At 70.9% G+C, this 19,885-nt stretch carries 15 protein-coding genes, 2 tRNA genes and 1 other RNA gene; 7 read left to right on the top strand and 11 right to left on the bottom strand.

Going from position 1 to position 19,885, the window contains the following annotated elements; translation table 11 throughout:
- Window positions 1-1,112 (bottom strand): DNA polymerase III subunit gamma/tau (dnaX, locus tag Q0C12_RS02505; protein ID WP_290885713.1); only part of this gene is annotated, 1,112 nt, incomplete at its 3' end.
- A 139-nt stretch (window positions 1,113-1,251) separates the two neighbouring features.
- Between dnaX and Q0C12_RS02500 the strand changes: the two genes are divergently transcribed.
- Together Q0C12_RS02500 and ffs are read left to right on the top strand one after the other, a co-directional pair.
- A tRNA-Ser gene (locus Q0C12_RS02500) sits at window positions 1,252-1,344 on the top strand.
- Between the two features lie 48 nt (window positions 1,345-1,392).
- An RNA gene (gene ffs / locus Q0C12_RS02495) (signal recognition particle sRNA small type) lies at window positions 1,393-1,489 on the top strand.
- Window positions 1,490-1,730: 241 nt separating this feature from the next.
- Here the strand turns inward: ffs and Q0C12_RS02490 are convergent.
- The 6 genes from Q0C12_RS02490 to Q0C12_RS02465 are packed head-to-tail and all read right to left on the bottom strand — an operon-like array spanning window position 1,731 to window position 5,354.
- On the bottom strand, window positions 1,731-2,150 hold the full coding sequence (locus Q0C12_RS02490) for a molybdenum cofactor biosynthesis protein MoaE (RefSeq protein WP_290885712.1): 420 nt from the start codon (window positions 2,148-2,150) through the stop codon (window positions 1,731-1,733).
- The gene (locus tag Q0C12_RS02485; protein WP_290885711.1) at window positions 2,147-2,383 is read right to left on the bottom strand and encodes a MoaD/ThiS family protein; all 237 of its coding nucleotides are present in this window, start codon (window positions 2,381-2,383) and stop codon (window positions 2,147-2,149) included. The genes Q0C12_RS02490 and Q0C12_RS02485 overlap by 4 nt, the downstream gene beginning before the upstream one ends.
- Complete coding sequence (moaC, locus tag Q0C12_RS02480) at window positions 2,380-2,868, bottom strand: cyclic pyranopterin monophosphate synthase MoaC (RefSeq protein ID WP_290885710.1); 489 nt, start codon at window positions 2,866-2,868, stop codon at window positions 2,380-2,382. The genes Q0C12_RS02485 and moaC overlap by 4 nt, the downstream gene beginning before the upstream one ends.
- Window position 2,869: 1 nt before the next feature.
- Window positions 2,870-3,883, bottom strand: coding sequence for a GTP 3',8-cyclase MoaA (gene moaA, locus Q0C12_RS02475; protein ID WP_290885708.1), 1,014 nt, complete (start codon window positions 3,881-3,883; stop codon window positions 2,870-2,872).
- A complete protein-coding gene (locus tag Q0C12_RS02470) occupies window positions 3,880-4,623 on the bottom strand; it encodes an MBL fold metallo-hydrolase (RefSeq protein ID WP_290885705.1) in 744 nt (247 codons plus the stop codon). Before Q0C12_RS02470 ends, moaA begins: the two co-directional genes overlap by 4 nt.
- Window positions 4,620-5,354 carry a 3-deoxy-D-manno-octulosonic acid kinase gene (locus tag Q0C12_RS02465; protein ID WP_290885702.1) on the bottom strand — a complete coding sequence of 245 codons (735 nt, stop codon included), beginning with the start codon at window positions 5,352-5,354 and terminating at the stop codon, window positions 4,620-4,622. Before Q0C12_RS02465 ends, Q0C12_RS02470 begins: the two co-directional genes overlap by 4 nt.
- 24 nt (window positions 5,355-5,378) lie before the next feature.
- Here Q0C12_RS02465 and Q0C12_RS02460 point away from each other — a divergent pair, with 24 nt between their 5' ends.
- The 3 genes from Q0C12_RS02460 to Q0C12_RS02450 all read left to right on the top strand — a co-directional run bounded on the left by Q0C12_RS02460 (window position 5,379) and on the right by Q0C12_RS02450 (window position 10,279).
- On the top strand, window positions 5,379-6,437 hold the full coding sequence (locus tag Q0C12_RS02460) for a glycosyltransferase family 9 protein (protein ID WP_290885700.1): 1,059 nt from the start codon (window positions 5,379-5,381) through the stop codon (window positions 6,435-6,437).
- A 173-nt stretch (window positions 6,438-6,610) separates the two neighbouring features.
- Window positions 6,611-8,812 (top strand): DUF1800 family protein, encoded by a 2,202-nt coding sequence (locus tag Q0C12_RS02455; protein ID WP_290885697.1) that lies wholly within the window; start codon window positions 6,611-6,613, stop codon window positions 8,810-8,812.
- A gap of 3 nt (window positions 8,813-8,815) precedes the next feature.
- The gene (locus Q0C12_RS02450) at window positions 8,816-10,279 is read left to right on the top strand and encodes a DUF1501 domain-containing protein (protein ID WP_290885693.1); all 1,464 of its coding nucleotides are present in this window, start codon (window positions 8,816-8,818) and stop codon (window positions 10,277-10,279) included.
- A 21-nt stretch (window positions 10,280-10,300) separates the two neighbouring features.
- Here Q0C12_RS02450 and Q0C12_RS02445 read toward each other — a convergent pair whose 3' ends face one another.
- The 4 genes from Q0C12_RS02445 to Q0C12_RS02430 all read right to left on the bottom strand — a co-directional run bounded on the left by Q0C12_RS02445 (window position 10,301) and on the right by Q0C12_RS02430 (window position 16,763).
- Window positions 10,301-10,705, bottom strand: a complete 405-nt coding sequence (locus Q0C12_RS02445) for a DUF6165 family protein (protein ID WP_290885691.1) — start codon at window positions 10,703-10,705, stop codon at window positions 10,301-10,303.
- A 114-nt stretch (window positions 10,706-10,819) separates the two neighbouring features.
- On the bottom strand, window positions 10,820-14,470 hold the full coding sequence (locus tag Q0C12_RS02440; protein WP_290885688.1) for a S8 family serine peptidase: 3,651 nt from the start codon (window positions 14,468-14,470) through the stop codon (window positions 10,820-10,822).
- A 130-nt stretch (window positions 14,471-14,600) separates the two neighbouring features.
- Window positions 14,601-14,690: transfer RNA gene (locus Q0C12_RS02435), tRNA-Ser, on the bottom strand.
- 69 nt (window positions 14,691-14,759) lie between these two features.
- A complete protein-coding gene (locus Q0C12_RS02430) occupies window positions 14,760-16,763 on the bottom strand; it encodes a caspase family protein (protein ID WP_290885685.1) in 2,004 nt (667 codons plus the stop codon).
- Window positions 16,764-16,986: 223 nt separating this feature from the next.
- On the opposite strand from Q0C12_RS02430, the gene Q0C12_RS02425 reads away from it, so the two are divergent.
- Window positions 16,987-19,176: an autotransporter domain-containing protein gene (locus Q0C12_RS02425; protein WP_290885682.1), complete on the top strand. Its 2,190-nt coding sequence runs from the start codon at window positions 16,987-16,989 to the stop codon at window positions 19,174-19,176.
- A 2-nt stretch (window positions 19,177-19,178) separates the two neighbouring features.
- Entirely contained in the window at window positions 19,179-19,880 is a 702-nt protein-coding gene (locus Q0C12_RS02420) for a PP2C family serine/threonine-protein phosphatase (RefSeq protein WP_290885679.1), read from the top strand.
- Window positions 19,881-19,885: the final 5 nt, after the last annotated feature.

Below are 19,885 nucleotides of genomic sequence, written 5' to 3'. Positions count from 1 at the left end.
GCGCGCGCCGGTCCCAGCGCCGCCCCCGCATCGCCCGCCGGCCGGAACGCCAGCATGCGCAGCAGCGACATCTCGAAGCCGGTGCGCGGGCTGGGCGCGAGGCCCAGGTCGCGGCGGCCGGTCACGGCCATCTGGTACCAGAGCTGCACCAGCTCGGGCGACAGCCGCGCGGCCAGGCTGGCGACATCGACCCGGCCCTCCGGCGCCACGGCGCCCGGCACCAGCTGCTGCAGCTGGACCTGGTGCAGGGCCGTGGCCAGGTCCTCGAGCACGTGGCCGAAGTCAGGCGAATACGCCGCCAGTTCCTCGATGCGCGCCATCAGCGCCGCGCCGTCGGCGCCCGCCAGCGCCTCGAGCAGCGCGCCGACCTGGGCGCGATCGACCGTACCGAGCATCGCGTTCACCGCTTCTTCGCCCAGTTGGCCGCCGGTGTACGCGATGGCCTGGTCGAGCAGCGACAGGCCATCGCGCAGGCTGCCGTCGGCCGCCCGGGCCAGCAGCGCCACGGCGCCCGCCTCGGCCGGGATGCCCTCGGCGGCAAGGATGCGGGTGATCTGGCCGCCGATCTGCGCCTCGTCGAGCCGCCGCAGGTTGAACTGCAGGCAGCGCGAAAGCACGGTGACCGGCAGCTTCTGCGGATCGGTGGTGGCCAGCAGGAACTTGACGTGCTCCGGCGGCTCCTCGAGCGTCTTGAGCAGTGCGTTGAACGCGCTCTTGGACAGCATGTGCACTTCGTCGATCAGGTAGACCTTGGTCTTGCCGCGCGAAGGCATGTACTGGGCGTTGTCGATAAGCTCGCGGACATCGTCCACGCCGGTGTTGCTGGCGGCGTCGATCTCGAGCAGGTCGACGTAGCGGCCGGCGTCGATGTCGCGGCAGGCGGCGCACTCGCCGCAGGGCTCGGCGCTGGTGCCGCGCTCGCAGTTGAGCGACTTGGCGAAGATGCGGGCGATGGTGGTCTTGCCCACGCCCCGGGTGCCGGTGAACAGGAAGGCGTGGTGGACCTTGCCGGTCTCGAGGGCGTTGCTGAGCGCACGCACCACGTGTTCCTGCCCGACCAGTTCGGAGAAGCGCCGGGGGCGCCATTTTCGGGCTAGCACGAGGTAGGACATGCAGGGGCTCACACGGGGTCGGGACCGGCCGGGCCATTGTGCCAACCCCCCCGCCCCCGGGCCAGCGGGAATCGCCGCGCTTGTGGCCGTCCGCCGCGACGGGTATGATTTCCGGCTCGTTTCAGGCGGTTATCTCTGCGGAGAGATGTCCGAGCGGTTGAAGGAGCACGCCTGGAAAGTGTGTATACGGCTAAACCCCGTATCGAGGGTTCGAATCCCTCTCTCTCCGCCACTCTTCAGACGGCGCGCCCCCGGCGCGCCGTTCGCTTCAATGGTGGCCCCGTCGGCCCCCCGCGACGCTAGTCCGAAAACTCCGCCAGGGCCGGAAGGCAGCAACGGTATTGGATGATGCGGGCGCCGGGGCCAGCCGGCGGGGCTGCCGCCCCTCTCGGGCTGCGCCCGAGCGGCTCCCATAGTTTGCTCCGCAAACCATGGGCCCCAGGCCGTTCCCCTCCAATCCCCTGCGCCTGTCGGCGCGCCCCCCTTACCAAGGGGGGCTCCCCACGCCGACGCTTCTCGCGATGAGTTTCGAACTGGAGTTGGCCCACTCCGGCCTTTGCCGTATCCGCTCTGATCCGGCTTTTTTCGCTCTGATCCGCGTTAAAGCGCTGGTATCGATCACGCCCCGGGATGCAGCCAGTCGGTGGCGCCGGTGGCGTAGCGTTCGCGTTTCCAGATGGGGACGCGGGACTTGACCTCGTCGATGATCCAGCGGCAGGCGTCGAAGGCGGGGCCGCGGTGGCCGGCGCTGACGCCGACCCAGACGGCGAGGTCGCCGATCCTGAGTTCGCCGGTGCGGTGGACGCAGGCCGCGTGGGTGATCGCGAAGCGCTGCATCGCCTCTTCGAGGATGCGTTCGCCCTCGGATTCGGCCAGGGCGCGGTAGGACTCGTAGAACAGGCCCTGCACGGCGCGGCCGTCGTTGTGGTCGCGCACCCAACCCTCGAAGCTGGCGTACGCGCCGGCGGCGTCGGCGAGCAGGCGTGCGCGCAGCGGCGCGATCTCGAAGGGCTCGGTGGCGATGGCGAAGCGGGTCATCCGCCCGACACCGGCGGGATGAAGGCGATCTCGCAGCCGTCGGCCACGGGCGCGTCCCACGGCGCGAACGCGCCGTCCACCGCCACCCGCAGCTTTTCCGCCGGCAGCGCGAAACCGTGGCGTTCGCGCAGCTCGGCGTAAAGCGCGCCGAGCGATGCGGGCACCGGGAGCGACTCGCTGTCACGGCCCGCGGCGTCGCGCAGGCTGGCGAAATACAGCACGGTCACGCTCATGCCCGGGCCCCGCCGAAGTCGCGCTTGCCGCCGCGCTTGGCCAGCACCTTGGCCGGTCCGATCACGATCGCGTGCGACAACGCCTTGCACATGTCGTAGACCACCAGCGCGGCGACGGTGGCGCCGGTCAATGCCTCCATCTCCACGCCGGTGCGGTGGGTGGTGCGCACGCCGCATTCGATGCGCAGCACCGCCTCGCCGGCCCAGGCCACGTCGAAGCGGCAGCCGTCGATCGGCAGCGGGTGGCAGAACGGCACCAGCTCGTGCGTGCGCTTGACCGCCATCGTGCCGGCGATGATCGCCGTGTCCACCACCGCACCCTTGGCCGTGGCCATGCCGGCCTTGCGCAGCGCAGCGGCCACCGCGGCCGGGAACCGCACGCGGCACTCCGCCACCGCCTCGCGCGCGGTCACCGCCTTGGCGGAGATGTCCACCATCGCCGGTCGGCCGGCCTTGTCCACGTGGGTCAGTTTGCGCGTCGCCATCTCAGCCGCCTATGAAGAACATCTCGATTTTCTTTCGCTCGGGCGCGGAGGCGCGCAGCTCGCTGTAGCGATCGCCGCGTTCGCGCCAGAGCCCGGCCAGATGCGCCGCCAGGGCTTGCTCACCGCGGGCGATGTGCTCGCGCAGCGGCTGGCCGCGGGTCGCGAACAGGCAAGTGAAGAGTTGGCCGTCCGCCGAGAGCCGCGCGCGGTGGCAGTCGCCGCAGAACGGTTCACTGACCGAACTCACGAAGCCGACCTCGCCCTGCCCGTCCAGGTAGCGGTAGCGGGTCGCGACCTCGCCGCGATAGGTGGCGTCCACTGGCAGCAGCGGCCAGCGCGCCGATATCCGGTCGCGCAGCTCGACCGAGGGCAGCACGCCCTCGCGCTTCCAGCCGTTGCAGTTGCCTACGTCCATGTACTCGATGAAACGCAGCACGTGCGGGGTGCCGCGGAAATGCGCCGCCAGCGCCAGCGCCTGGTCGTCGTTGACGCCGCGCTGGAGCACGCAATTGATTTTCAGCCGCGCGAACCCGGCCGCTTCGGCGGCGGCGATGCCCGCCAGCACGTCGCGCAGCTCGCCGCGCCCCCCGGACAGCGCCTTGAACTGCGCCGGGTCGAGCGAATCGAGGCTCACCGTCAGCCGGTGCAGGCCCGCCTCGCGCAGCGCACGCGCCTGGCCCGAAAGCAGCGAGCCGTTGGTCGTGAGCGCCAGGTCCTGCACGCCGGGGATGGCCGCCAGCCGCGCCACCAGCCCGGGCAGGCCCTTGCGCAGCAGCGGCTCGCCGCCGGTCAGGCGCAGCTTGCTGACGCCGAGCTTCACGAACGCGCGCACGGTGGTCTCGATTTCGTCGAAGTCGAGCCGGCGGGCGCGGTCGAGCGCGGTTTCCTCGGGCGTCAGGCCCTCGGGCATGCAGTACGGGCAGCGGTAGTTGCAGGTCTCGATCACCGAGACGCGCAGGTCGTGCAGGGGCCGGCCCAGGCGGTCGCGCGGCAGCGGTGCGGCCGGGGTATTCACGCGGAAGGATCGGCCAGCGGCAGCACGTCGCCGGCGCGGGCGACGCGGTGCCCGCGTGCACGCAGCGCTTCGCCGTCGGCCTCGGAGGCGTAGTGGTAAAGCACGCAGCGCGACAGCAGCGCCGGCGGGTATTCGCGCTCGAGTTCGTCGACGCCGCTGTGCGAGGGATTGCCGTGCAGCGCACAGTCATGCGCGACCAGTTCGCCGGCATCGGCGAACTTCGCCAGCATCTCGGGGATCGGGCGCGTGTCGCCCGTCCACACCATGCTGCCCGGAAGGCGCAGGCCGAAGGCGGTGTCGGGCAGGTGGTGGCGCACGGGGAACACGTCGTACCACTGGCCGGCATGCCAGAAGCCGCGCGTCACCGGCACCAGCTGGAAGGCGTCCCACCAGTTCGCGTCGCCCTCGGCGACCACGCCCGGATAGTCGGCCAGGCGCGACTGCAGGTGCGGCAGCACGCCCACCGGCACGTACAGGCGGACCTTGCCGCGCCGCGCCGGATCGAAATACGTGGCGAAGAACAGCCGCTCGAGCCCGGCCACATGGTCCATGTGCACGTGGGTGATGAACAGCGCGTCCGGCATCGCGCCGAAGGCCTGCTGGAACGCAGTCAGGGCTTCCTGCCCGCAGTCGACCATCAGCGCTGGCACGCCGTCGCGGCGCAGCACCGCCGAGGCCGAGCCCAGCTGCATGGCGGCCTGGGAGTTGCCCACGCCGAGGAACTGCAGTGACCAACTCATGCGCGCGCCCCCTCGTAGGCCGACTTCAAGCGGGCAAAGCCTGGCCGCCAGCGCGCGTCGCCGCGCGAAAGTTTTTCCAGCGAGCGCGCCAACCGGCGCAGGCTGGCCTCGCGCCAGGCGCCGGGCGCGCGGCGGCGGCCGCGGTCGAAGTCGATCAGCCAGGGCGTGCCGGAGGCGTCGACCAGGATGTTGTGGGCATTGAGGTCGGCGTGGTGGATGCCGGCCGCGTGGAAGCGGGCCAGCATCGCGCCAACCGCCTCCCAGGGCGCGGCATCGGCGGCATCGCCCCGCCACTCGGCCAACGCGCGTACGGCGGGGATGCGCTGCACCAGCAGCGCCGCGCGATAGCCCAGGCCTCGACGCCAGCAGGCCGCGGCCAGCGGCGCCGGCACCGGCAGGCCTTCGGCGTGCATGGCGGCCAACAGCCGGAACTCGGCGAAGCTGCGCACGGCGGCGGCGCCGCGCCAGAGGTAGGTGTCACGGCTCAGGCGCGCGGCCAGGCCGCCGCGGCGGTAGTGCCGCAGCACCGCCTCGCCGAAGCCGCCGGCCACGAACCACGCGGCACCGCGGCCACCGGCCTGCACCGGCCTGGCCTGCGCACCGTATGCCGCCGGGTCGAACAGCGCCGGCGTGGCTTGCTGCACCCGCGCCGGGTCGAACACAATCGTGCCCTGCCCGCGCGCGTCGCGGAAAGGCTGCTGGCGCTCGAGGGCGGCGACGGTCACTTCCATTCGAGGCCAGTTTAACCAATGCCCGTGAACCGCGCGCCGCGATCACTCTGCCTGCTCCGCCTCTCGGCCCTGGGCGATGCCACCCATGCCCTCGCCCTGGTGCGCCAGCTCCAGCGGGCCTGGCCGGAGGTGGCCATCACCTGGGTCATCGGCAAGGGCGAGGCGAAGCTGATGGAAGGGCTCGAGGGCGTGGAGCTCGTCGTCTTCGACAAGCAGGCGGGCCTGGCTGGCTACCGCAGCCTGCGTGCGAGGCTGGCCGGCCGCCGCTTCGACGTGCTGCTCAACCTGCAGCTGGCCTTGCGCGCCGGCCTGGCCTCGACCGCGGTGAAGGCCGACCGCCGCATCGGCTTCGACCGGGCGCGCAGCAAGGAAGGCCACTCCCTGTTCATCAGCGAACGCATCCCGCCCGGCGGCCACCACGTGCTCGATGCCTTCCTGCAGTTCCTGGCGCCGCTGGGCCTGGCCCGCGGCCCGGTCGAATGGCGGATGCCGGTGCCCGAGGCCGCGCACGCCTGGGCGCGTGAACAACTGCCGGGCGACCAGCCCACGCTGCTGGTCTCGCCCTGCTCCAGCCACGTGTTGCGCAACTGGCGGCCGGAGCGCTACGCCGCGGTCGCCGACCACGCCGCCGCCCGGGGCTGGCGCGTGGTGCTTTGCGGCGGCCGCAGCGCGCTCGAGCGCGAGACCACCGACGCCATCCTGGCGGTGATGAAGGCACCGGCGTTGGACCTGGTCGGCAAGGATACGTTCAAGCAGCTGCTGGCGCTGCTGGCGCGCGCCACCCTGGTGATGTCGCCCGATTCGGGGCCGGCGCACATGGCCAACGCCATGGGCACCGCGGTGCTCGGCCTGCATGCCTGCACCGACGCCGAGCGCTCGGGCCCCTACTCGGACCGGCGCTGGACGGTGAACCGCTACGCCGAGGCGGCGGAGAAGTTCATGGGCAAGCCGGCCAGCGCGTTGGCCTGGGGGCGCCGCATCGAATTCCCCGGGGTGATGGACCTGGTCACCGTGGAGGACGTGGTGGCGCGATTCGACGCCTTCGCCTCGTCCGCCGGCTCCCGCGGGCCTGTCCCGGCCTGAAGCGGGAAAGGCCGGGCCCCGGCCGCGTCCCCGGGGCAGCGTGGACGAAAAATGTGAACTGGTTCACGTTTTGATCGCCTTCACGGCGAAAGATGGCGGCCCTTGGTGTAAACGTTTCCGCAGAGCCCGCTGCCCCGCGGCCTCATGACCACTGCGCCCCCCGGAGCCGCCCGATGAGCAGCCAAGCCCGCCGACTGTTGACGGTCGCCCTGCTGGCCTGTGCCTGCCCGCCGCTGGCGGCACAATCCCTTCCCAACCTCACCACGTTCAACAGCACCGCCGTGGCCATGCACAGCGGCCTGTGCATGGAGGTGCCGGGCGCCTCGACGGCCGTGGACGTGCAGCTGACCCAGAACACCTGCAGCAGCGCGGCCGCGCAGGTGTTGCGATTCCTGCCGGTGGCAGGCCAGCCCCAGGTGGCCAGCGTCCGCACCGCCGCCAACCTGTGCCTGGGTGCCCGCGCGGGCGGCACGGTGAACGGCACGGCGGTCGTCCAGCAGGCCTGCACCAACGGCGCGGACCAGCGCTTCCGCATCGAAGGCATCAGCACGGCCACCACCTACCGCCTGCGCCACCTGGCCTCCGGGCGCTGCGTGGAAATCGGCGGCAATTCGCTCCAGCGGGGCGCCAGCGTGCGCCTGTGGGACTGCCAACTGCCCACCGCCGGCCGCAACCAGAACTGGAACCTGGGCGGCGCCACGGGCGGAGGCTTCGTGACCAGCCTGGCGGTGCCGGCCAACCAGGCCGAGGCGTCGCGGTTCCTGCAGCAGGCGACCTACGGCGCCACCAGCGCCGAGATCTCGCGGGTGGTGTCCATGGGCTACTCCGCCTGGATCGACGACCAGGCCGCCCGCCCGATCACCCTGCACCTGCAGGTCCACCAGGCGCTGCAGGCTGAACTGGGCCCGCACTTCGTGGACCAGCGCGACCGCGACTGCGAGTTCGCCTGGGGCTGCAACCTCAGCCGGCACGATGCCTGGACCCACGTTGCCGTGAGGGGCGAGGACCAGCTGCGGCAGCGCGTGGCGTTCGCGCTGAGCCAGTTCTTCGTGATCTCCGACGTCAGCGACAACGTCGGCTACTCGCAGCTGGCCGTCAGCGACTACTACGACTCGCTGGCCACGCACGCCCTCGGCAGCCACCGCGCGCTGCTCGAGGAAGTGACGCTGCATCCCCTGATGGGCCGCTACCTGGGCATGCTGCAGAACGAGAAGGCCAACCCCAGCCGCAACACCGAGCCCGACGAAAACTTCGCGCGCGAAGTGATGCAGCTGTTCTCGATCGGACTGGTCGAACTCAACCTCGACGGCACGCCCAGGCTCGACGCCAACGGCAACACGATCCCGACCTACAACAACGAGGTCATCACCAACTTCGCGCGCGCGCTGACCGGCTGGAACTTCGGCGGCGCCGCCAGCTGGTGGGTGTGGGAAGACGACGTCAAGCTGCCGGGCCTGATCCGGCCGATGACGCCGTGGGCGAACTACCACGACACCAACGCCAAGACCCTTTTCCCGGGCACGAACCTGGCCGCCGGCCGGACGGCCGACGCCGACCTGCGCTCGGCCCTGGACGCGCTGGCCAACCACCCGAACACCGGGCCTTTCCTGTCCAGGCACCTGATCCAGCGCCTGGTGACCAGCAACCCGTCGCCGGCCTACGTGCGGCGCGTCGCCACCGTCTTCAACAACAACGGCGCCGGCGTGCGCGGCGACCTGCGCGCCGTGGTCAAGGCGATCCTGCTCGACCCCGAGGCGCGGGACATGGCCATCGCGGCGGGCGACGAGTACGGCAAGGTCAAGGAGCCGGTGCTGCGCCAGACGGCGATCTGGCGCGCGTTCGCGGCCGAGGGCCAGGCCGTGGCCACGCCCGCGGGCGCCACCACGCGCGCCCTGCTGCGCAACCGCGGCGCCGGCCCGGACATGGGCCAGACGGTGATGTCATCGCCCTCGGTGTTCAACTTCTACCGGCCCAACTACCAGCCCCCGGGGGAATTCCGCCGGCGCGGCCTGGTGGCGCCCGAGCTGCAGATCCTCAATGAAGCCACGGCCATGAGCACCTTCAACCACTGGCATGGCCGCCTGTTCCAGATGGACCGCGACGACGCCACCATCCCCACCACCGTGGGCGACGCGAACTTCTACACCGCGCGCTTCCGCCTGAACCTGAGCACCGAGAAAGCGCTGGCGGTGTCGCCCGGTGCCCTCGCCGACCGGCTCAACCTGCTGCTGATGGCGGGACGCATGAGTCCGGCGATGCGGCAGATCCTGGTGGACGCGGCCTACGCCACGCCGATGAACGACGGCGGCGGCGACCGGGTGGAAGACATGATTTTCCTGATTGCGGCCTCGCCGCAGTTCGCCGTGCAGAGGTAGGCCATGGGCAGCAACGATCACTCCAAGTCGCGGCGCCGTTTCCTGGCCCAGTCCTCGCAGATCGCGCTGGGCAGCGCGGCCGCCTGGGCCACGCTGGGCCAGCTGCAGATGGTGCAGGCCGCCGAGCTCGGCCTGGGCGAGGACTACCGCGCGCTGGTCTGCATCTACCTCTTCGGTGGCGCCGACAGCTTCAACATGGTGGTGCCGCGCACGCCCGCGGCCTACGCGAACTACCAGGCGGCGCGTCCGGCGCTGTCGGTCCCGCAGGCCAGCCTGCTGCCGATCACGCCGGTTGCCGGCGGTGGTGGCGTGGACTGGGGACTGCACCCGGCGCTCACCGAGATCCAGGCGCTGTTCGAGTCCGGCCAGGCCGCCCTGCTGGCGAACGTTGGGCCACTGGTCGCGCCCACCACCAAGGCGGCCTACACGGCGCGCAGCGTGCCGCTGCCGCCGGAGCTGTTCTCGCACGTGGACCAGCAGGCCTACAGCATGTCCATGGGCAGCGAAACCGCGGCGCGTGCCGGCTGGGGCGGCAAGATCGCCGATCGCATGGCGGCGTCGGGCCTGCTCCATGGCGCCGGCCTGCCCACCAGCATTTCCCTGTCCGGCACCAACATGTGGCAGGGCGGCGCTGCCGACGGCATCTACACCATGGGCAGCAGCGGGCCGACCCGCATCAACGACACCCTGCGCCCCACCCAGACCTGGTCGCGCGTGGTGCCGCGGCGCGACGCCTTCTACAAGCTGCTCGACGCCGCCAAACGTGACTCCTCGCTGTTCACCCGCGAGCACGCGCGCATCAGCCAGCGCGCGCTCGACTTCAGCGAGTTCGCTTTCAACGCGCTGGAAAGCGTCCCTGCACTGGCCACGCCCTTCCCGGTGGCGGGCCAGAACCGCCTGGCCGACACCCTCAAGACGGTCGCACGCACCATCGCGGCGCGCCACGCGCTGCGCCAGAAACGCCAGATCTTCTTCGTGGGCCTGGGCGGCTGGGATACGCACGACAACATGCTGCCCGACCACGAACGGCTGCTGCGGACGCTCAGCCAGGCGGTCGCGGCCTTCCACGCCGCGACGGTGGAGCTGGGCGTGTCCGACAAGGTCACCTCGTTCACCATGACCGACTTCGGCCGCACGCTGAACAACAACGGCGACGGCACCGACCACGGCTGGGGCGGGCACAGCTGGCTGGTCGGCGGCGACGTGGTTGGCCGCCAGTTCTACGGGCAGATGCCCGAACTTCGACTCGGCAGCGACCTCGACGTCGGCCGCGGGCGAATGATCCCGACCACGGCGGTCGAACAGCTGGGCAGCACGCTGTCGCGTTGGTTCGGCCTGCGCCAGGGCGACGCGATGGAGATCTTCCCCAACTTGCGCAATTTCGGCACGGGAGCCGACTACCTGCCGATGCTCGCCAGCAGCAACGCGCTGCTCAACGAAATCGATTTCCGCCGCCGCCGGCGCTGAGCGCGCCGCCGGTGAGCGCGGTCAGGGATTGCCCGCGCGGTAATCCTGGTAGGACTTCTCTTCGACGTAGGCCGAGCCCAGCGCGAGGTTGATCTCTTTCTTGATGCGGGCGCGCTCGTCGTTCTCGAAATAGACCGCGCGCGCCAGCGCGATGAATTCCTGGTCGAAGGCCTGCGCCTTCTCCTTGAGCCGGATGTCGTCCTCGATCACCCACAGGCGCTCGTTGACCGCCTTGAGCTGCTGGCGCAGGGCGGCGATGTCGACCCGCGCGGCCGGATGCGCCGACCAGGTCGATTCAAGCGCCTGGAGCTCATTGCGCACGTTGGCCAGCTTGGCCGGGTCGGTCATGCGTTCGGACTTGATTTGCAGGATGGCGACCTTGTCGAGCAATTCGCCGAAGGAAACCGGGGCTTGGATTTCTGACATGGGGTGGTCCTTTCGTCTGTCGCGCAGTTTACCCCGGCCCGGGGGGTCGCCCCATCCCCGGGGACCGGGACGGCACCGGGAGCACGCGGCTCCCGGCGAGCCAGGTTGCCGCGACTACTGGCAGTTCTTGCGCTGGGACAACTGGCTGACCGCGCGATTCTGCTGCCAGCTCCCGGAGAGCAACCCGCCGAAAGCGGAGTCCACCGACATCTGGGTGACGTTGTTGGTCGCGAGCGTGCGGGTGGCGGTGCCCGCGGCCGTGCCGATCAGCCCCACCCGCGGCGCCAGCGGCGGGAAGCCGGCATACCACTGCAGGTTGAACGCGGCGTTCGCGGCGTCGAAGCCCTTCTGCCCGTAGAGCCAGCGCGGGAAGCCCTGCGCGTCGTAGACGTAGGGGATCAGCACTTCCTGCGGGTTGCCGCCGCCCGTCGCCAGGTAGGTGTAGCCGAAGCCGGCCAGGCTGGGGGAATACCAGTGGCCGCTGGCGTCCAGCGCCTGGCCGTTGAACGTGGGGCAACTGCCGCCGCCGACCCGGACCATCGGTTCGAAGCCACTCTTGCCGTCGAGGTTGAAGCTGAAGGTCATCGACTGCGCGCCGGTCTCGGTGATGACCACGTCGCCCACGTCCACCGCGTGCGTGCCGCCGCCGTCCCAGGTGACGCGGAACAGCTCCGCCCGCCAGATGCCCGGCGCCGACGGCGATGCGCCCTGCGAGTAATACCAGGTCGGCGTGCCGTCCTCGAGGTACGTGTACCAGACCGTCACCCACTGGTCGGGGGCCCCCTGCGGGCCGGCGAAATCCACGAAGATGCCGTGCCCGTCGCGCGCCAGGTTCACGTACTGGCCCGAGAGGAAGCCCGGCCGGGCGCCCTGGGCCGTGACCGTGGCCGTCACCGAGGCGTCCAGCGTGCCCCCCGTGGGGTTCACCGGCACCACGTACCAACGGCCCGGCGCGAGGTTGCCGCCGGAGACCACAAGGGTTTCATTGCCGCCGGCCGTGGCGGCGCGCAGGGCGGCATTGTTGTCCCAGGCCGGGGCCTCGGCGATGGCCGGCCCGGCAGGCGACGCCACGCGCGCAACGTACAGGTCCACGTTGCCGGTGCTGCCCGAGGTGCTGAACTGCACGGCCGTGGCATGCGGCGGGACGTCGAAATACAGACCGCGATGGCTGCTGCCTGCGGGCAGCGTGACGGCGCGGGCCACGCCGTTGGCAAGCGCGAAGGGCTCGAAGCTGGCGCCGCTTCGCGTCAGGCGCACCGGCACCTCGATGGCCGTGTTGCCGGCCGAAGGCTGCACCAGCACGTAGCCCACGCGCACCTCGCCCGCGACCAGGGACGGGTCGTCGTAGACCAGGCGCAGGCTGAAGGTTTCGCCCGGCGCCGTGCGCCCGGGTCCGGTGGCGGCCAGGTTGCTGGCGGGCATGGCCTGCAGCGGCACCACGAACGACTCGAGCGTGGCGGTAATGGCCACCGCGCTCTCGCTTTGCAGCGCAATCCAGTAGCGGACCGGCGCCGCCTCGCTCATCACTTCGAACTGGCAGGTTTCGCTGGCGTACGACCACAGCGAGCCGCAGACCGCTTCGTTGGCGTCGGGCAGGGAATCGCCGTCGGTATCGCGACCGACGGCCAGCTGCAGCCCGGCCACGGCGGCGACCGAGCTGGCGCGCAGCCGGTACCTGACCGCAGGCTGGCCCGCGGGCGTGGCCGGAATATTGACCAGGCGCAGCTGCCGGGTGCCGGCCGCGATGGCCTGCGTGGTGATTTCAGGCTCCACCAACGGCGTCGCGACGAAGCGGGCGCTGGGCAGCGCGACCAGGTCGCTGACCTCCACGTCGAACGCGTCGCGCTCGCGCGTGACGGATCGCGCGATGCCCGACAGGGCCAACTCGGCGGCCTGGGTCGCGAACGGCGACACGTAAATGGAAACCGGCAGCACGAGGTTGGGCCGCCCATCCCCGGAGGTATTGGTCAGCGTGACGCGGCCATGCACCCAACGCCCCACCAGCGCCGGCGCGTCGACGTTGGCGGTAAACACCACGGCCTGGCCGCCGGCACTGCTGGTGAACGCGTTGAGGCTGGGCGACAGTTGCGCCCCCGCGGCATCCATCGTGGCGCTGATCGCATACCCCGCCGGGTTGGCCCCGGGCATCAGCTTGAAAGTGCGGGTAAGGCTGCAGGTGCGGTAGCAGGCACCGTGGGCAAGGGTGGGCAGGTTCAGCGCGTCCGCGCCGCCCGTGTACGGGCTGGCCACCGGCAGGTTGAACGCGCCCGGCGCGACGTCCAGGAACACCCCTGCCCTCACCGCCTTGGCAACGTCCAGCATGCCGGCGCCCTGGGCGTGCGGCGTGGTGGCGACGCCACCCTCGGTGACCGAGCTGCGCGCGGTCAGCATCAGGGAAGACACGACAGCGCTGGCGTTCGCCGACGGATTGACCGAACGCACCAGCGCCGCGGCGCCGGCGACGAACGGCGTGGAGGCCGACGTGCCGGAGAACACCGCCACGCTGACCGGATCGCCGAAAGTGCGGCCCGCGGCGATGATCGACACGCCCGGCGCCGTGAGGTCGGGCTTGGTGACGCTCAGCGGCACCACGGGCCCACGCGCGCTGAATCCGTCCAACCGGTCGCCCGGACCGGTGCGGTCGTGGCTCGCGGCCGCCACCGCCATGACCCAGGGCGAATTGCCGGGCGTGCCGACCGAGCCGCGGGTCGGGCCATCGTCGCCGGCCGCGACGGCCGCCACGATGCCGGCTTCCCGCGCGGCCAGCAGCGCCTCGCTGTCGTCGTTGATGGCACCACCGATCGCCAGCCACGGATCCACCGGGTCGCCGCTGAGGGAATAGTTGATGACGTCCACCCCGTCCGCGACGGCCTGGTTGATGGCCGCCACCAGCGCGCTGCCTTCGCACCCGGTGGCGCCGCAGGCCTTGTACGCGATCAGGTTGGCGCGCGGCGCCACGCCGCTGTAGGTGGTGCCCGAACGCACGAACGCGTTGCCCACCGCGATGCTGGCGATATGGGTGCCGTGGCCATCGGTATCCACCGGGTCGGTGGTGTTGCCAAGGGCGCTGGTGGTGAAGTCCCAGAGGCCGATGAGCTTGGAATTGCAGGCGGCCGGGGTGGAAGCGCAGTAGCCCCGGAAGCTGCCGAGCGGATTGGTGATGCCGGTTCCCGCGAACGCCGAGTGGGCCCGGTTGATGCCGCTGTCGATGACGCCAACGATGACGCCCTCGCCGCGGTTGGCCGTGCCGGTCGCGGCGCCGCTCCAGACCTGGTCTGCCTTGATCCACTGCGGACCCCGGTCCGCCTGCAGGAAGCGCCTGAAATCCGGCGTCACGCGGCGCACGCCAGGCATGCGGGCCAGCTGCCTGGCCTCTTCGGCGGTCAACGCCACCGCCATGCCGTTCATCGCATGGGTGTAGGTGTAGCGGGGCTGCAGCGGGCGGCCCAGGCGCCGGGCCGCTTCCGCGAGGCGCGCCTCGCGCTGCTCGTCCAGGTAGGCCACGTAGGCCCGGGCCTCGAGGCTGCGCGACTCGTACTTGCGGGCACCGATGGCCAGGGGGCTGGTGGCGGCCAGCCGCGGTCGCGCCTTGTCGGCGGGCTCAAAGCCGCGGAAGCGCGCCGCGGCCGGTTCCTCGAACGACACCAGGTAGGTCGCCAGTGCAGGCGTATCGTCTTCGCGCGGGACGGGCGAAGCAGCTTCGGATCGCGCGATGGGAACGAACAGGCCTAGGGCCACGATGAATACCCGGATAGCAGCCTGCATGTTCATTTCCTGCGGGGGGAATGGGAAGCGTGGCCTCGATTCTCACGTAGCGGGCCGCCGATAACAACGACCGCGGCGGCGTTTCGCCGGGCACAAAAAAAGGCCCCCGAAGGGGCCTTTTTTCCTGATATGGCGGAGAGGGTGGGATTCGAACCCACGGTAGGCTCACACCTACGCCTGATTTCGAGTCAGGTACATTCGACCACTCTGCCACCTCTCCGGACCCCGGCGTAGCGGTCGCACCGCCGGGGCCGCGAATTATAGGGTGGCCCGGGCCGTTGCGCCAGCCTCAGGGGCCCGACCGGCTCCCGGCGCCCTTGGGCAGGAAGAAGAACTCGCCGCTTTCGTGGCCGGCGAACCGGATCGGCGAGTACTGCGGCACCTGCGGGACCGAGGCGTCGATGGCGCCCAGCGCCAGCGCGGTCGAAACCTCCCGGAACAGGCGCTGGCCCTCGAGGAGGCGGTTGTTGTCCTGCAGCACGTTCAGGAAGGCGCGGGCGAAGTAGCTGTGGCGGCCCGAGCCGGTGTCGGGCACCGGCTGCACGCCGCCCGAGGTCAGGGCCGTGCGCGATCGGCCATCGGCCATGGCCTTGACCCAGCCGTCCCACTGCCCCGGCGCCATCGAGCCCGGGTCGAAGGTGGGCACCGAGGCCCGGGTCATCGTGCCCGAGTAGCAGGAGTCGGCCACCACCAGCACGTGCCGCGCCGGGATGGTGTTGAGGATGTCGCTGATGGCCGCGTTCGATATCCAGGTCTTCTCGGCGTTGGCGGCGCCGTCGCTGGGCACCCAGTAGCCCCGGCCGCGCGCGTCGATCTCGCCGTGGCCCGCGTAATAGACCAGCAGGTTGTCCTCGGGCTTGAGCTTCTCGCGCATTTCGTTGAGCGCGGTGAGTATCTCGAGCCGGCCGCCGTTGAGCACCAGGCTGGCGTCGTAGCCGTAGCGCTCGCGCAGCAGCGCGGCCACCGCGTTGGCGTCGTTGGCGGCGCTGGTGAGCGTGGGATAGGCCGGATCGCGGTAGCTGTTGTTGCCGATCACCACCGCGTAGTAGCGCCCGAGGCTGACCCCGCGCGGCAGCTTGCCGTCGCCCGCCGGCGACGCGCCGGAGACCGGGGCGGCCGCCGCCTGCGGCAGCAGGGTGAAGGCCAGCTCGGCGCGCCCGCCAGCCTTGTCGGTGGCGGCGACCTGCACCTGCGCACCGCCCGCAGGCACCTCGATCTCGGCGCTGAAGCCGCCGCTGGCGTTGAGCGGCGCCGGCTGGCCGTTGACCGTAATCGCGCCGACGCGCTCCGGCGCGGTCACCCGCCCGACCACCTGGCGCTTGCCGGGGCCTCCGCGGTAGACCGCGGTGTTGCGGCCGCGGGTGGCGACGAAGACCGGGTCGAGGATTTCCAGCATCGGCGCCGCGGCATAAACGCCGCCCGCCGACGCACCCGCACGCTGCTCGAGCGAAGCGAGTTGGGTGCGCTGGCTGTTGATCTGTTCTTCCTGCGCCAGCAGCTGGTTCTCGAGCAGCTTGGTGAGCTCGTCGTCCTGCTGCTGGCGCGCCTGCGCCAGCTTGGCCTGGGTGTCGGACAGCTGGCGCCGGGCGTCGGCGAGCGCGCTGCGTCGCTGCGCAAGTTCCTGCTGCAGCTGGCGCACCTGCTCGCGCAGCGCGGCCGACTCGGCCTCGCCGGCCTGCACCTGCTGCTCGAGGCCGGTGATCTTCTGGTCGCGCGCCTTGATCTCGACCTGCACCACGGAGGCGTACATCAGTTCGTCCTCGATGCCCGAGGCCTCGCGGTAGAGGTTCAGCGCCGCGGCCTGGTCGCGCTCGACGCCCAGGCCCTGCTCGTAAAGGTAGCCGAGGTTGATCTTGGCGCGGCCGTAGCCCTGGTCCGCGGCCTTCTTGAACCACTGGAAGGCCATGCCGTAGTCGGGCGCGGTGCCGAGGCCCTTGGAATAAATCTCGCCGACGTTGTTCTGCGCCTCGGCATCGCCGGACATCGCACCCTCGAGCCAGACCTTGAGCGCGGTCTGGTAGTTGGCGCGATCGTAGGAGACGTACTCGCCGCCGCGAATCTGGCAGTCGGCCTGCGTGGTGCGAACCGGGCGGCGAGCGCTGAGGTACGTGGCCTGGCGACCCAGGCGGCGGATCTGCCCGGGCAGCAGGCAGTCGACGATCAGCAGGTCCTCGGCGTTGCGGACGGCGGCTTGCGCAGGTGCAGCGGGCCAGCCCGCGACCAGCGCCAGCACGCAGCCGAACGCAAGAACGGACAAGCGGGGAATGAGCGGACAAGGGGTGCGCAAGTTCATGGGCATGGCTCCGTGGGGAAGCAATGCGGCTCGCGCCGGAACCCTTGCAGCGGCGCGCCAGCCGCTATACTCGAGGCCCAGTTTATAACCGCATTCAAGGGGAAAAGCGATGGACTCGCAGGGTAGCGCGGCGCGTTCCAGCCATCCCGCCAGACCATCGCTTCGGGCAATCGCCGCGCTGCTTTTGTTCTCCGCGGTTTCGCTGCTGTGGAGTGGGCAGTCGATGGCGCAAAGCTGCGACTTCGTCCCGGTCGGCGCCACCACGGCGACCGGCCCTGCGGGCACCCAGGTCAGCTTCACCCTGCGCGCGGAAGTCGCCTGCACGCCGACGGTGGACATCGTGCTCGCGATCACGTCCGACACCACCGGCGGCGCCAGCATCGTGCCGCCGACCGCCCCGACCGTGTTGCTCGATACCGACTACACCTTCACCGTCAACCTCGGCCCGACCCCGAGCGGCACCGGCACCGTGCAGGCCAGCTGCGTGCCCACGTTCTGCACGCCGGGCTCGCTGGTCTTCAACTTCGGCACCGACGCATTGGTGACACTGCTCACCGACATCGACGGCAACGACCAGACCACCCTGCCCAACACGGCGTTCGCGACGGCGCTGCAGGTCAACGCCACCAACAACGGCTTCGGCGCCGTCGGCGTCGGCATCGACTGGACGGTCACCGGGGGCGACGCGACGTTGTCCGCCGCCACCAGCCTCACCGACAACTTCGGCAACGCCGCCGTGACCGCCACTGCCGGCGCGACCCCGGGCCCGGTCACCATCAGCGCCGTGCGCCAGGACGACCCGACCGCGATCGTCGTGTTCAACCTCACCGTCGATGCGCTGGGAACGCTGACCGTGTCCGGGGGCGATGGCCAAACCCTGGCCGCCGGGGCCACCTCGGCGCCGCTTCAGGTCGAGCTGCGTGACGCAGCGGGCAATCCGGTAGCTGGCGCCACCGTGGACTGGACCGCGACGGTCGGCACGCTGGCCTCGGCCACCTCCCTGACCGACGGGGCTGGCGTCGCCAGCAACACGGTAACGGTGGCCACGGCGGGAGCGGTGGAGGTTACGGCGAGCTCGCCGCTGGCCGCAGCGCCCGCCGTGTTCCAGCTCAACGGCGCACTGGGCAACCTGGCCGGGCTGTCGCGCACGCAGCGCGCGGTCGCCGACGCCATCGACACGCTGTGCCCGGCGCTGGCCAACCTGCCCGCGCCAACGACGCAGCAAACCGACCTGCTGGCCCGGTGCCGCGAGATCGGAGCCGCCGCCGGCCTCGATCCGGACGCGACCGTCAACGCGCTGGACCAGCTGATGGCGGTCGTCGCCCTGACCCAGGCCAATGCCGCGATGAGCGCCGCGCAGTCGCAGTTCCAGAACCTCAAGACCCGCATCGCGGCGCTGCGCAGCGGCACCGGCGGAACCCGCTTCGGCGGCCTGGCGCTGGACACACCGGCCGGGCCGATCTCGCTGGGAGCCTTGTCGAGCGCGTTCGGCGCGGACGAGCCCGGAGCGGAAGTCGGCGCCGACTTCAGCCGCTGGGGCTTCTTCGCGGCGGGCACCGTGGGCCGCGGCGAGTCCGAGGCCGGCGTGGTCGACCCGGCCTACGATTACGACATCGAAGGCCTGACCGCCGGCCTCGACTATCGCAAGAGCGACCGCTGGGTGATCGGCGGATCACTGGGCTACACCCGCCAGGACACCGACCTGCCGGGCGACCGCGGCGGACTGGAGACGCGGGGCTGGAGCGTTTCGGCGTACACCACGTTCTACCAGGCCGACAGCTGGTACCTCGACAGCGTGCTGACCTGGGGCCGCAACGACTACGAGATGCTGCGGCGGATCCAGTACACGCTGCCGCTGGCCGGCGGCGGCACCACCACCGTCGACCAGACCGCGGTGGCGGATGCCTCCGGCGACCTGCTGGCGACGGCGTTCACCTTCGGCCGCGACTACAGCCGCGGTGCCTTCGGCATCGGGCCGTACGGCCGCCTGATGTACACGCGGCTGGGCTTCGACGCCATCCGCGAGCAAACCGTGGCGGGCGCGCCGGGCAGCGGCCTGGGCCTGCACATCGCCAGCCGCGACCTGGTGTCGCTGGCCAGCGTGCTGGGCACCAAGTTCACCTGGACCCACAGCACGAACTGGGGCGTGCTGATGCCGCACCTGCAGCTGGAGTGGGAGCACGAATTCCGCGACGACCCGCAGGCGATGGAAGCGCGCTTCCTCAACGACCCCACCGGCACCGCGATGCTGGTCACCGGCGATCCGCTGGACACCGACTACTTCCGCCTGGGCCTGGGTCTTTCCATGGTGCTCACCGGCGGGCGCTCGGGTTTCTTCTACTATGAGCACCTGGCGGGGCGCGACGGCGAGTCGCAGTGGAACCTGGCCATGGGCCTGCGGATGGAGTTTTGAGCATGATCGAGTTCGGCCACCTGAGCCACGTCGGCCTGCGCCGCGAGTTGAACGAGGACACCTATTTCGGGGACTCCGAACTCGGGCTGTGGCTGGTGGCCGATGGCATGGGCGGCCACGAATTCGGCGAAGTGGCCAGCGCCCTCGCCCGCGATACGGTGGTGCGCGAGGTGCGCGCCGGCCGTGCGCTGGCCGACGCCATCCGCCGCGCCGACGAGGACATCATCCGGCACAGCAAACAGCGCGCCGAAAGCCTGCCGATGGGCACCACCATGGTGGCGCTGCGCATCCAGGACCACCGCTTCGAGCTGGCCTGGGTCGGCGACAGCCGCGCCTACCTCTGGAATGGCCAGCTGCGCCAGCTTTCGTCGGACCACAGCTACGTGCAGGAACTGATCGACCAGGGCGCGATCACCGCCGAGCAGGCGCGCGCGCATCCGCACCGCAACGTGGTGACGCAGGCGCTCGGCGTCACCGATCCACAGAGCCTGAAGGTGGAAACCCTGTCCGGTGAACTGCGTCCCGGCCAGCAGCTGCTGCTGTGCAGCGACGGCCTGACCGAGGAAGTGGACGACGCCGGCATCGCCCACCTGCTGGGCCAGGCCGAACTGTCGGCGCAGGAATGCGTGGACCACCTGGTGTCGGCGGCGCTCGACGGCGGCGGTTCCGACAACGTCACCGTCATCCTGCTGCGGCGCCGCTGAGCGGG

Origin of the sequence: Arenimonas sp. (assembly GCF_022842045.1) — a bacterium.
Lineage (GTDB): Bacteria > Pseudomonadota > Gammaproteobacteria > Xanthomonadales > Xanthomonadaceae > Arenimonas.
The sequence above is the reverse complement of the archived record's forward strand: the minus strand, read 5'-3'. Positions and strand labels throughout refer to the sequence as shown.

Excerpts from the sequence above, each read along its gene's own strand:
- Q0C12_RS02420 (WP_290885679.1), top strand. The coding sequence starts at position 19,179 with ATGATCGAGTTCGGCCACCTGAGCCACGTCGGCCTGCGCCGCGAGTTG.
- Q0C12_RS02485 (WP_290885711.1), bottom strand. The coding sequence starts at position 2,383 with ATGAGCGTGACCGTGCTGTATTTCGCCAGCCTGCGCGACGCCGCGGGC.
- Q0C12_RS02430 (WP_290885685.1), bottom strand. The coding sequence starts at position 16,763 with ATGAACTTGCGCACCCCTTGTCCGCTCATTCCCCGCTTGTCCGTTCTT.
- moaC (WP_290885710.1), bottom strand. The coding sequence starts at position 2,868 with ATGGCGACGCGCAAACTGACCCACGTGGACAAGGCCGGCCGACCGGCG.
- Q0C12_RS02450 (WP_290885693.1), top strand. The coding sequence starts at position 8,816 with ATGGGCAGCAACGATCACTCCAAGTCGCGGCGCCGTTTCCTGGCCCAG.
- Q0C12_RS02490 (WP_290885712.1), bottom strand. The coding sequence starts at position 2,150 with ATGACCCGCTTCGCCATCGCCACCGAGCCCTTCGAGATCGCGCCGCTG.
- Q0C12_RS02440 (WP_290885688.1), bottom strand. The coding sequence starts at position 14,470 with ATGCAGGCTGCTATCCGGGTATTCATCGTGGCCCTAGGCCTGTTCGTT.
- Q0C12_RS02465 (WP_290885702.1), bottom strand. The coding sequence starts at position 5,354 with ATGGAAGTGACCGTCGCCGCCCTCGAGCGCCAGCAGCCTTTCCGCGAC.
- Q0C12_RS02470 (WP_290885705.1), bottom strand. The coding sequence starts at position 4,623 with ATGAGTTGGTCACTGCAGTTCCTCGGCGTGGGCAACTCCCAGGCCGCC.
- Q0C12_RS02455 (WP_290885697.1), top strand. The coding sequence starts at position 6,611 with ATGAGCAGCCAAGCCCGCCGACTGTTGACGGTCGCCCTGCTGGCCTGT.
- Q0C12_RS02425 (WP_290885682.1), top strand. The coding sequence starts at position 16,987 with ATGGCGCAAAGCTGCGACTTCGTCCCGGTCGGCGCCACCACGGCGACC.
- Q0C12_RS02445 (WP_290885691.1), bottom strand. The coding sequence starts at position 10,705 with ATGTCAGAAATCCAAGCCCCGGTTTCCTTCGGCGAATTGCTCGACAAG.